At 74.2% G+C, this 12161-nt stretch carries 7 protein-coding genes and 1 tRNA gene; 4 read left to right on the forward strand and 4 right to left on the reverse strand.

Annotated elements, in window-relative coordinates:
• Window positions 1-274 precede the first annotated feature (274 nt).
• Window positions 275-838, reverse strand: a complete 564-nt coding sequence (locus tag WMF33_RS10820) for a hypothetical protein (protein ID WP_437337066.1) — start codon at window positions 836-838, stop codon at window positions 275-277.
• Window positions 835-4440: a chromosome segregation protein SMC gene (gene smc, locus WMF33_RS10825; RefSeq protein ID WP_437337067.1), complete on the reverse strand. Its 3606-nt coding sequence runs from the start codon at window positions 4438-4440 to the stop codon at window positions 835-837. Before smc ends, WMF33_RS10820 begins: the two co-directional genes overlap by 4 nt.
• 372 nt (window positions 4441-4812) lie before the next feature.
• Here smc and WMF33_RS10830 point away from each other — a divergent pair, with 372 nt between their 5' ends.
• The 3 genes from WMF33_RS10830 (at window position 4813) to WMF33_RS10840 (ending at window position 7397) form a co-directional block, all read left to right on the forward strand.
• On the forward strand, window positions 4813-5148 hold the full coding sequence (locus tag WMF33_RS10830) for an FmdB family zinc ribbon protein (RefSeq protein ID WP_437337068.1): 336 nt from the start codon (window positions 4813-4815) through the stop codon (window positions 5146-5148).
• A 117-nt stretch (window positions 5149-5265) separates the two neighbouring features.
• Entirely contained in the window at window positions 5266-6360 is a 1095-nt protein-coding gene (locus WMF33_RS10835) for a bifunctional chorismate mutase/prephenate dehydratase (protein ID WP_437337069.1), read from the forward strand.
• Entirely contained in the window at window positions 6360-7397 is a 1038-nt protein-coding gene (locus WMF33_RS10840; RefSeq protein WP_437337070.1) for a hypothetical protein, read from the forward strand. Before WMF33_RS10835 ends, WMF33_RS10840 begins: the two co-directional genes overlap by 1 nt.
• 1 nt (window position 7398) lies before the next feature.
• Here the strand turns inward: WMF33_RS10840 and hrpB are convergent, their stop codons facing one another.
• Window positions 7399-10080: an ATP-dependent helicase HrpB gene (gene hrpB, locus WMF33_RS10845; protein WP_437337071.1), complete on the reverse strand. Its 2682-nt coding sequence runs from the start codon at window positions 10078-10080 to the stop codon at window positions 7399-7401.
• Window positions 10081-10169: 89 nt separating this feature from the next.
• Between hrpB and WMF33_RS10850 the strand changes: the two genes are divergently transcribed.
• Complete coding sequence (locus tag WMF33_RS10850) at window positions 10170-11759, forward strand: amidase (protein WP_437337072.1); 1590 nt, start codon at window positions 10170-10172, stop codon at window positions 11757-11759.
• A 150-nt stretch (window positions 11760-11909) separates the two neighbouring features.
• On the opposite strand, the gene WMF33_RS10855 is transcribed toward WMF33_RS10850, so the two are convergent.
• Window positions 11910-11984, reverse strand: a tRNA-Pro gene (locus WMF33_RS10855).
• Between the last annotated feature and the right edge of the window lie 177 nt (window positions 11985-12161).

The raw sequence follows: 12161 nt of genomic DNA on the forward strand, positions 1-12161 counted from the left end.
CCTTTACCGCATCTCCATCCCGGCGTGCACGCAGGACGTTCCGTCCCCCCGGTATCCGTCGTGCCGCCGGCCGCTTTCGCGCCGTCCGCCCGGCGATCCGCTGGCCCGCTGCCGCCCCTACGGTCGGCTCGCCCTCGCGCGGCGCCCCTCGCCGGTCGCGCGGCGCCCTCACCCGTCGGGCGGCGCCCTCACCCGTCGGGCGGCGCCCTCGCCGGTCGCGCGGCGCCCCTCGCCCCTCGCCCCTCGCGCGGCGCCCCTCGCCGGTCGCGCGGCGCTAGCGAGCGCTCGCCGCCGCGTCGTCGTCTGGATCCCCGTCGTCGGCCACCCTCGACGCGCTGTCCGTGAGCGGCGGGTACAGGCTCTCGACGAGCTCCGCGGAGAGCCGGTCCGCGAGGCGCGCGTCCATCCGCGCCATCGCCTCGCGCAGCCGATCGATCTCCGCCGAGAGCGCTTCCTTGAGCGGCCGCCGCTGCGCCTCCTCCATCGCGGCGAGCTCCGCCAGCGCCTCCTCGAGGCGGGCGCGCGCCGCCTCATCCGCGCCGCCCGCGTCGGAGCCCCGGAGCAGGTGCTCCGCGACGCGCACGCGACCGCGGTAGCGCACCCGCGTCCGCTCGAGGAAGTCCCGGTACGGCTTCACGGCCCCGCTGAGGGCCTGCACCGCGGCCCCGAGCGCGCGCGCCTCGCCGCGCAGCGCCTCGCGATCGGCATCGGCGAGCGCCGGGTTGTGCTCGACGTGGGCCTCCAGCGTGGCCAGCACCTCGCGGGCCCACCGCAGGTGTCGGAGCCCCGAGGCGCCGCGCGAGAGGAGCCGCCCGCCCGCGTGAGGCCCCGCGCTCACGCCACCGCCGCCGCCGGCGCCGCCTCGCGCTCCGGCCGCTTCGCCGTCTCGTTGATCCGCACGCTGACGAGCTTCGAGACGCCGGGCTCCTGCATCGTGACGCCGTACAGCACGTCGACCGACTGCATCGTGCGCTTGATGTGCGTGATGAGGATGAACTGCGAGTGGCTCGTCATGCTCCGGATCGCCTCGTTGTAGCGGGCCACGTTCGCCTCATCGAGCGGCGCGTCGACCTCGTCGAGGATGCAGAAGGGCGACGGCTTGAACTGGAAGATCGCGAAGATGAGCGACACCGCGGTGAGCGCCTTCTCGCCGCCGCTCATGAGCTCGATGTTCCCGAGCTTCTTGCCCGGCGGCTGCGCCAGGATCTCGATGCCCGTCTCCAGCATGTCGTCGGGGTTCGTCAGCCTGAGCTCCGCCTGGCCGCCGCGGAACATCTTGGGGAACAGCGCCTTGAAGCGCGCGTTGATGCCGTCGTACGTCGTCTTGAAGAGCCGCTTCGACTCGCGGTTCATCTGGGCGATCGCCTTCTCGAGGTCGTCGAGCGCCTTCTCGAGGTCGGCCTTCTGGCTCGAGTAGTACGTGTACCGCTCCTCGGCCTCGGCGTGCTCGCGCACGGCGTCGAGGTTGACGGGGCCCATGCGGTCGAGCAGCTCCGTCAGCTCCTGGATGCGCGCGCGGTGCGAGGCGTCGACGGGCGGCCGCTTGTGGTAGTCGCCGACGACGCGGGCGAGCTCCAGCCCGCGGAAGCGCTCGCGCACCCCCTCGATGAGGTGGTTGTGCTCGACGCGCAGCCGCTCCAGCGCGAGCTCGTGCTTGCGGAGCTGCTCCGACACGTCGGCGAGCTCCTGGCGCAGCCCGCGCAGGTCGGCCTCGCGCCCCGCGTGCGCCTGCCGCGCCTCGTCCAGCGCGCGCCGCGCCTCGGTCAGCGTGGCCTGCGCGGCGTGCGCCTTGGCGACGGCGTGCACCAGCGCCTCGCGCGCGATCACGATCGTCGCCGCGGCCTTGCCCGCTCCGATAGCGCTCTCCGTCCGCTCCTGGTCGAGCCGGGCGATCCGGCCCTCTAGCTCGCTGCACGACCGCGTGAGCCGCTCGATCGTGCCCCGCGCCGCCGTCGCGCGCTCGCGCACGCGCGCGAGCTTCACCTTGCGCTCGGTCACGACCGACTGCTGCCCGAGCACCCGCTCGCGCCACTCGGCCGCCACCTGCTCGGCGTGCTCGAGGCCGGCCGCGGCCGCCTCGCGCGCCGCGCGCCCGGCCGCGAGCTTGTCGCGCGCCGCCTGCTGCTCGCTCCCGCCGGCGTCGAGGTTGTCGGCGAGGTCCTCGAGCTCGGAGCGCACCACGCCCTCGCGCTTCTGCGCCGCGGCGAGCTGCTCCTCCGCGCGGCGGAGGTCCTTCTCGGCCGTCACCAGCGCGAGCTCCCCCTCGTGCGCCTCGCTCCGCGCGCGCTCGAGCGCCGTCCCCACCTCGGAGATCCGCAGGCGGAGCTTCTGCTGCGCGTCGAGCAGCGCCGTCACCTCCTCCGACTTTGTCGCGACGAACTCGTGCAGCGCGCGCATCTCCCGCTTCTGCTCGATCATCCCGGCCGCGACCGCGTCGCCCGAGCCGCCGCTCACCACGCCGTCCTCGCGGATCACGGTGCCGTCGAGCGTCACGAGCGTGCACCCCGCGCCCTCGGCCGCGAGCCGCGCCGCGACCTCGGCGCTCGCGACGACCACCGCGTCCCCCACGAGCGCGCGCGCCAGCGCCTCGTCCTCGGGCGCGAAGACGAGCCGATCCGCGAGCGGCCCGAGCACCCCCTCGCCGCGCGGCGGTCGCCGCGCGGCGCCGGCCACGAACGGCGGCCGCGCCGCGATCACGCTGGCCCGCCCGCGGTTGTTCTTCGACAGGTCCGCGAGCAGCGCGATCCCGCGCTCGACGTCGCTCACGACCGCGCACTGCAGCCTGTCGCCGAGCAGCCCCGCGAACGCCGCGGTCAGCTCGGCCGGCGCCTCGATCCGGTCGGCCACGAGCCCGAGCAGCGCCGGGTCCTTCGTCTTCAGGAGGTTCTTCACCCCCGCGCCGACGCCCTCCAGCCGGGCGTGCAGCTCCTCGAGCGCGCGGAGCCGGTTGCGCCGCTGCCCGAGCTCGTTCTTCGCGTGCTCCACGGTGCGGTCGCTCGACACCGCCTGCTCCCGCAGCGCCTTCATCTCGGCGTCGAGCCGCGTTCGTTCCTCCGCGGAGAGCCGCTTCCCCTCGGCGAGCTCCGCCGCGTTCCGCGTCAGCGACGAGCGCCGCCGCTCGAGCTCCTCCGACTCGTACATCAGCCGCCCGAGCTCGTCCTCGAGCTTCGCCCGCCGCTGGCTCATCTCCGCCATGCGCCGGTCGAACCCGGCGAGCGACGCCTCGGCGGCCGCGACCGCCGCGGTGGCCTCGGCGGCGCGCCGGCGGAGCGCGGCGACCTCGTGCTCGGCGGTGCGCTCGCCGTGCCGCAGCTCCTCGAGCCGCTCGTGCTGCTCGAGCGCGAGCTCGCTCTCGCGCGCCTCCTCTTCCTCGACGCCGGCGAGCTGCGCCTCGAGCTGCTCCTTTTCGGCCTTGAGCTCCGCGACCGTCTTCTCGAGATCGCCCTGCTCCTTCGCCGCGGTGACGAGCCGCTCTTCCAGGTGCCGCAGGCGGTCGCGCGCCCGCGCGATCTCCGCCTCGTGGGTGCGCACCTGGTTGTCGGCCGCGAACGCCTCGTTCTGCGCGCGCTCGGCCCGCTCCTCGCAAGCGAGGGCCTCGAGCCGGGTGACCTCGATCTCGGCCTCGCGCGCGGCGAGCGCGGTCCGGGACGCCTGCTCGCGCTCGGCGTGCTCGGCCCTGCCGATCGACTCGCGCTGCGTGAGCACCGTGATCTCGAGGAGCTTGTGCGACGCCTCGTGGAGAACGAGGTCCTCCAGCTCCTTGCGGTAGTTCACGTACCGCTCGGCCTTCGCGGCCTGGCGCTTCAGGGACGCGAGGTTCCGCTGGATCTCGGAGACGATGTCCCCCACGCGGAGCAGGTTCTGCCGCGTCTGGTCCATCTTCTGCTCGGCCTGCTTCTTCCTGGCCTTGTACTTCGTGATGCCGGCGGCCTCCTCGATGAGCATCCGCCGGTCCTCCGGGCGCGCGGAGACGATGAGCCCGATCTTGCCCTGCTCGACGATGGAGTAGGCCTTCGTGCCGACGCCGGTGCCGAGGAAGAGATCGGTCACGTCCTTGAGCCGGACCTGGGTCTTGTTGATGAGGTACTCGCTCGTCCCGTCGCGGAAGAGCCGGCGTGTCACCGCGATCTCGGCGTAGTCCCGGTACTCGAGCGGCAGCTGCGACGCGGCCGTCGGCTCGCTGTTGTCGAAGGTGAGCGTCACCTCGGCCATCCCGTGCTGGGCGCGGGTCTCGGAGCCGTTGAAGATGACGTCGGACATCGACTTGCCGCGCAGGTGCTTCGCGCTCTGCTCGCCGATGGCCCACCGGATCGCGTCGACGATGTTCGACTTGCCACAGCCGTTCGGACCGACGATGCCCACCACGTCCGTGTCGAAATGGACCACCGTCCGATCGACGAACGATTTGAACCCGCTGATCTCGAGCTTCCGAATGCGCATGGCGTCCCCGGGACCGGACGGGCGGGCTTAAACGTATCGTCACAGCACGCCACGTACCGTCACATCTGGCTTCTACCCCGGGGTCTACGTGGGCTGTCACCGCGCGGCAAGGCCGGATCCCGCCCCCTCACGCGCCCATTGAGGACCGAGTCTTGCTCAGGGCGGTCGAGGATGTCGATGACGCGGACCGACGTAGGTGACGCGGCGGACGTGAGCTCCATTACGGTTTGACCGCGCGGGAGCGTGGAGCGGATCGACGCTCCGAAATGCGACGGACCGACGTCAGAATCGCAACGCGTGCCTTTGGCAGCCGCCTTGACAGGTGGCTAACGTAGCCATATCCCTCGCGTTGTTCCGAGGAGTAGAAACGCCATGCCCACGTACGAGTACGCTTGCACATCCTGCGCGCATGAATGGGAGGCCGAGCAGTCGATCAAGGAGGCGCCGCTCTCGGAGTGCCCGTCGTGCCACAACGCGACGGCCCGGCGGCAGATCTCGCGCGGCACGGGCTTCATTCTCAAGGGCGGTGGCTGGTACTCCGACCTGTACGCCTCGGGCTCGAACAAGCCGCCCGCGAAGTCGGAGAGCGGCTCGGGTAGCTCCTCAGGGTCCTCGGGGACGAGCTCCGACTCCGGATCGAGCAGCTCCTCGTCGACGACCAGCAGCAAGAGCGACTCCAGCGCGTCGTCCGCCTCCGCAGCGGCCTGACGCGACCCCGGCGATCCAAGGCGACGTGTGGCCAGCCGTGCGAGGTGCGGCGTCGCAGCCCTGCGCCCGGAGCGCTGCGAGTCCACCTGCGCCGGGGGCGGTGCTAGGGTGGCCGGGATGGATGAGAGAAAGCGACTTGAGGAGCTCCGCCGGCAGCTCACGGAGCTGGATCAAGAAATCCTGCGAAGCATCGAGCGCCGGGCGCGCATCGCGCACGAGCTGGCCAAGCTGAGGACGGGCACGGCCCGGTTCGCCCCCACGGCAGACGCCGCCCATATCCAGGCGCTCGAGCGCGCCGTGACGCCGCCGTTCCCGCAGCGCGCGGTGCGGCCGATCTTCGTCGCCATCGACGCGGCCTCGCGCGCGTTCGAGCTCGCGCCCCGGGTCGCGTACCTGGGCGCCGAGGGCGACTTCGGCTGGACCGCGGCGCACGATCACTTCGGGGTCGGCGGCGAGTTCGTCCGCGCGGACGGCCCCGCCGCCGCCATCGAGGAGGTCGCGCGCTCGCGCGCGGACTTCGCCGTGATCCCCTACGAGTCGCTCAAGGAAGGGCCGATCTTCCCGACGATCCAGGCGATCGGCGGCGCCGATCTCAAGGTGGTCGGCGAGCGCCAGCTGGTGCAGGCGCTCGACCTCGTGAACCGGACCGGCAACCTCGCCGACGTCGAGCGGGTATACGCCTCGCCGCAGGACCACGTGGCCTGCGTGCACTACCTCGAGCTCCAGCACCCGCGCGCGCTGGTGCTCGACGTGCGCTGCCCGCAGGCCGCGTGGGAGCTCGCGGCCGAGAACGAGGGCAGCGCCGCCATCGTGCCCCGCGGCTTCAGCGGCGCGCCGGAGCTCCGGGTCGCCCGCGAGAACGTCGGCGACGAGGGCGAGCTCCGGATCCGCTACGCGGTGCTGTCGCGGCTCCCCGCGCCGCGCTCGGGCCACGACGCCACGGCGATCCTCTTCAGCGTCCACGATCGGCCCGGCGCGCTCCACGACATCCTCCAGCACTTCAAGGAGCGCAGCTGCAACCTCCGGCGGGTCCACTCCCGCCCCGTCCCCGGCGAGGGCTGGGACTACGTCTTCTACGTCGAGGTCAGCGGACACACGACCGATCGCGCGCTCGTCGCGGCGCTCGAGGGCGTGAAGCGCGAGACCAAGATGCTGAAGATCATCGGCTCCTTCCCCCTGGAGCGCCCCGACCCGCCGCACGAGCGATCTTGATGACGAACACGATGGAGCAGACGCTGCTGCAATCCCGGGGCGCCGCCGCCCTGCGCCGCGCGGCGCTCGCGCTCGCGATCGCGGCGCCCGCCGCCCCGGCGCTCGCCGGCTGCGGGGGCGCGGACGACAGCCTCGCGCTGGTCGGCGGCGAGAAGATCGACGCGACCGCGATCGACCGCGATCCCCTGGCGGTCCTGCCGAGCGGCGTGGTGATGCTCGGCTACCTCGACGCGGCGGCGATGTTCACCTCCGGCCTGGGCGGCGAGGTGAACCAGCTCATCACGAACCTGCTCCCGCTGGGCCCAGAGTCGAACTTCATCCCGTCGCGCGACATCGTGAAGATCTACGGCGGGCTCTACGCGATGCAGGGCGCGGACTTCTGCGCCGTGATGCAGGGCAACTTCGACGTCGACGCGATCCGCCGCTCCGCCGACGCGAGGTCGGTCACCGTCATCGGCGCGCCGCTCGTGAAGACGCGCTACGCGGACAACGATCTCTTCACGGCCGGCAACGTGGGCTTCGTCGTGCTCACGCCGCACACGATCCTCACCGGCAACGAGACCGGTATGCGGCGGGCCCTCGACCGGCTCCGTTTCAGCGCGCTGAAGCGGTCCGTGCCCTCGTGGATGGTCGAGCTGCTCGGCACGAAGAACGCGTCGTTCGCCCTGGCCGGCGATCTCTCGAGCCAGCCCGCGGTCGCGTCGGCGGCGGGGCAGCTCCCGTTCCTCGCGGGCCTCCAGTACGTGCGCGTCATCGGCAACTTCCAGCCGCCCGGCGTCAACTTCGCCGGCGCGCTCACGTACACGGACCCGCAGAGCGCGGCGAACGGCGCCGTCGCGCTCCGCAACCTCGAGCAGATCGCCAGGATCGCGAGCCTGCTCTCGTCGTGGGGCTTCGGCTACGGCTCGATCCCCCCGATGCAGGTGGCGCAGCGCGAGAGCGACGTCGGGTTCACGCTGCCCCTCGGCGAGGGGATCGTGCGGATGCTCCTCCGCACGGCCGCCGAGACGGCGAGGGCCGCGGCGCTCGTGCGCTGACTCATCCCTTGCGGGACGGCGGCGCCGCGCGCGCGGGGTCGTCCGGCCACGCGTGCTTCGGGTAGCGGCGGCGGAGCTCCTTGGCGATCGCCGGGTAATGGCGCGCCCAGAACCCCGAGAGGTCCGTCGTGACCTGCACGGGGCGCTGGTTCGGCGCGCACAGGTGCAGCACGACGGGCACCCGTCCGCCGGCGACGCGCGGCCCCTCGGCCATGCCGAAGAAGTCCTGCAGCCGGGACGCGAGCGACGGCGGCGCGTCGGCCGCGTACTCGAGGCGCGCCCGGCGGCCGCCGGGCAGGACGATCGACTCGGGGGCAAGCTCGGCGAGCGCTCGCGCCTGCGCGGGGCGCAGCGAGGCGTGCACGGCGGCCGCGAGGTCCGCGTCGCGGAGCTCGGCGAAGCTCCTGCGGCCCTCGCAGAGCGCCTCGAGCGCGGCGAGCACCGCGTCCTCGCCCACGTCGGGCAGCCCGGCGTCCGGGCAGTGCGCGCGCACGAACGCGACCCGGAGGAGCCAGCCATCGAGCGCGTCGCCCTTCACGAACGCGCGCCACCCCTTCGCCTTCGCCTGCGCGGCGAGCTCCCGCGCCGCCGCCTCGGCGAGCGGCCCGCCCGCGCTCGCGGCCGGCCGCGACTCGTCGAGCACGAGGCCGTCGTACGAGAGCCGGCGCACGACCTCGACGCGCTCCGCGGCGGCGTTCCAGGTCGCCTCCGTCGTGTCCCGGATCGCGTCGGTGAAGAGGTCGAGCAGCCAGTCGACCTCGATCGCGCTCGCCGACCGGACGACGGTGCGCGCCGAGCGCCCCTCGCTGCGCTCCTCGACGTCGACCGCGACGACGAGGTCGACCTCGTCGAGCACGCTCGCCTCGGAGAGCGCGGCCGTCCCGCCGGCGGCCAGCACGACCTCGCGCCCGCTCCGCCCCGACGCGTTGGCCGGGCGGCGGAGGCGCCCCACCCGGTCCGGGTAGCCGGAGAGGATCGCGATGCGCTGCGCGATCTCGCGCGCCTCCGCGGTCTCCGGCGGCGCCGCGCTCCGGTGGTCCGCGAGCCGCGCGAGCTGCTTGCGCGTCCGCTCCACCGCGAGCGCGCGCGCCGGGTCGACGCCGAGCCAGCGCAGGCGGTCCGCCGCGAACCGCGCGCGGTCCGCCTCGTCGAAGGTCTGGAGCGCGGCGAGCAGATCGGAGCTGTGCCGCGCGTGCGCCGCTCGCGGGCCTTGGGGCGCGCCGAGGTCGCGCTCGGCGGCGAGCGCCGCCAGGGTGCACCCGTCCTCGGCGACGCCGCGCCGCTCGGCCTCGACGATCATCCGCGCCTGCCGCGGGTGCGCCGGGAAGCGCAGCATCCGCCGGCCGATCGGCGTCACGCGCCGCGCCTCGTCGAGCGCGCCGAGCCGCACGAGCAGCGCCTCGGCCGCGGCGAGCCCGGCGGCGGGCGGCGCCTCCAGCCAGCCGAACCCCTCGAGATCTGTGACGCCCGCGGCGCAGAGCTCGAGCACGGTCTCCGCGAGATCGAGCCTCCGGATCTCGGGCGCCTCGTGCTCCGGCCGCGCGGCGAACTCTCCGCGCGTGTAGAGGCGGAGGCAGCGGCCCGGCCGCGTCCGTCCGGCGCGCCCCGCGCGCTGCGCCGCGGAGGCGCGGGCGATCGGCGCGACGCGGAGCGTGGGCAGCCCCGACCAGGGGGCGTGCGCGGCCACGCGCGCGAGGCCGCTGTCGACGACCGCGACGACGCCGTCGATCGTCACGGAGGTCTCGGCCACGTTGGTCGAGAGGATGACCTTGCGCCGGTCCGCGGGGCGCACCGCGCGGTCCTGCTCCGCCGGCGACAGCGACCCGTGCAGCGGCAGGAGCAAGAGGTCGGCGCTCTTCGCGAGGGGCGCGCACGCCTCCATCGAGCGCCGGATCTCCGCGGAGCCCGGCAGGAACACCAGCACGTCGCCGTCGAGCCCCTCGTCGAGGAGCTGCCGCACGGACGAGGCGACCAGGCTCTCGAGCGTCCTGTCGCCCCAGTGCGCCGGAGCGCGGCGGTCGCCCGCGGCGCGGGTCGACGCGCTCACGCGGGCAGGCTCCAGGTGCTCGATCGCGACGTCGAACATCCGCCCCTCGGCGCGCAGCGTCGCGCAGAGCGGGGCCTCGGCGGCCGGCGCGGCCTCGGCCGCGGAGGTGGGCTGCGCCTCGCGCGCGCCGAGGAACGCCGCGATCGGCCCGGCGTCGAGGGTCGCGGACATCACGACGAGGCGGAGATCGGGCCGCGCGCCGCGCTGCAGCCGTCGGAGCAGCGCCAGCGCGACGTCGCCCGCGAGGTGCCGCTCGTGGAACTCGTCGAGCACCACGGCGCTGACGCCCCGGAGCTCGCGATCGACCAGGAGCCGCCGCGTCAGCACGCCCTCGGTCACGAAGCGGATCCGCGTGGCCGGGCCGGCGGCCTCTTCGAAGCGCATGGTGTAGCCGACGGTCTCGCCCACGCGCTCGCCGAGCTCTTCGGCGACGCGGCGCGCGGAGAGGCGCGCGGCCAGCCGCCGCGGCTCGAGCACCAGGATCTCGCCGCGCTCGGCGAAGCCGGCGTCGAGCAGCGCGCGCGGCACGCGCGTCGTCTTGCCCGCGCCGGGCGGCGCCTCGAGCACCACGCTCGGGTGCGCGCGCAGGGCGGCGCAGAGATCGGGGAGGATCGGATCGATCGGCAGCGGCTGCATGGCTCCGGCGGTTCCCCCGCGAACGGCGCGGGGCCCCGGAGCCTAGCAACCCTTCGAGCGCGCGGACCTGTGATACTCGTCGAATCATCGTGAGCGCCTCGACCGATCCGACCTGCCTCACCGCGACCGCGCTTTCCTCGCTCCTGGCCGCGCGCGAGGTCAGCTCCGAGGAGGTCACGCGGGCGCACCTCGCGCGCATCGGGGCGCTCGATCCGCGCCTCGGCGCCTTCACCCAGGTGCTCCACGACGAGGCGCTCGCGGCCGCGCGCGGGCTCGACGACGAGCGCCGTCGCGGGGAGATCCGCGGCCCGCTCCACGGGCTGCCGATCACCGTGAAGGAGTCGCTCGACATGGCCGGCATGGCCTCGACGCTCGGCGTCGCGTCCCGCAGGGACCACCGGGCGGCCGGCGACGCTGGCGTCACCGCGCTGCTCCGCCGGGCCGGGGCCGTGATCCTCGGGCGCACGAACGTCTCGCAGCTGCTCCTGTACAGCGAGGCGCGCAACCCGCTCTTCGGGCAGACGGCGAACCCGTGGAGCCTCGATCACAGCCCGGGCGGCTCGTCCGGCGGCGAGGCCGCCGCCATCGCGGCGGGGATGTCGCCGCTCGGCATCGGCACGGACATCGGGGGCAGCATCCGCGTCCCCGCGCATTGCTGCGGGATCGCCGGCATGAAGCCCACGCTCGATCGCTGGACCAACCTGGGGAGCAACACGGCGCTGCTCGGGCAGGAGGCGATCCGCTCGCAGGTCGGCCCGATGGCGAGGAGCGCGCGCGACCTCGCGCTCGTCATGTCCGAGCTCGACCCCGCGACCATGGCCGCGCTGGACGTGCGCGTGCCGCCGTTCCCGTTCACCGAGCCGGCGAGCGTCGAGGTGGCGCGGCTGCGCGTCGGGTTCTACTGCGACGACGGGCTCGTCCCTTCCTCGACCGCCGTCGCCCGCGCCGTCGTGAAGGCGGCCTCGGCGCTGCGCGCGCGCGGCGCCACGGTCGTGCCGTTCACGCCGCCCGGCATCCCCGACGCGGTCTACGGGTACTTCGCCGCGCTCTCGGCGGACGGCGGCGCGACGGCGATGTCGCTCCTCCAGGGCGACGCGGCCGACGTCGACGTCTCGCTCCGCTCGCTCCGCGCGATGGCGTCGCTCCCGCCGTTCGCGCGCCGCGCCGCCGCGCGCGTCGCCGGGATCGCGGGCGAACGGCGTCTACAGCGCCTCCTCGAGGTCACCGGGCCGAAGTCCGTCGCCGAGCTCTGGCGCGTCACGCACGCGCTGCGCGAGGCGAGGGCCGCGATCGCCTCGGCGATGCGCGCGGAGTCGCTCGACCTGCTGCTCTGCCCGCCGTACGCCACGCCGGCGCTGCCGCACACCGCGTCGCGCGACTTCGTCCTCGCGGGCAGCGCCGCCATGCTCTGGAACCTCGCGCAGTTCCCGGCCGGCGTCGTCCCCGTGACCCGCGTGCGCGCCGGCGAGGCGCGCCGCGAGCGGCCGCGCGATCGGCTGGAGAAGCGGGCCGCCGAGGTCGACGCGAAGAGCGAGGGGCTGCCCGTCGGCGTGCAGGTGGTCGGCTTGCCCTTCAGCGATCACGTGGTGCTGGCGGCGATGATCACCATCGAGGACGAGCTCGCCGGCGAGCCGGATCGGCCCGTCACGCCCGTCTCACCGCCCCCGCTCGCCGGATGACGCCGTGAACCCCGGGGGGCCGGTGGCGTGAGCGACACCGGGACGCGATGGCGGGGCCACGCCGCCGTTGCCCGGCGCGTCCACAGTCGACGAGAACTGAAGCCCTACAAAGCCGAAAGGTCCGCCGGAGAACCCTCTCCGCCGGACCAGTCGGGGCGAGTGGATTCGAACCACCGACCCCTTGACCCCCAGTCAAGTGCGCTAACCAGGCTGCGCTACGCCCCGAGCCACTCCGCCGCCTCGTTTCGGTGCGGAGCGAGGCGCACCGTAGTCGAAGCCTTGGGAATTGCAAGGACATCGCATCGCGGATCGAAGACTCGCTCCGGAAGGGGCGTCCGGCGCTGTCCGGAGCCGGGCGCGCGCTGTGGCCGGCCCAGCGAGAACGCACCGCTTCCAGCGCGA

It is taken from the genome of Sorangium sp. So ce394 (assembly GCF_051474665.1).
GTDB classification, from domain to species: Bacteria; Myxococcota_A; Polyangia; order Polyangiales; family Polyangiaceae; genus Sorangium; species Sorangium cellulosum_D.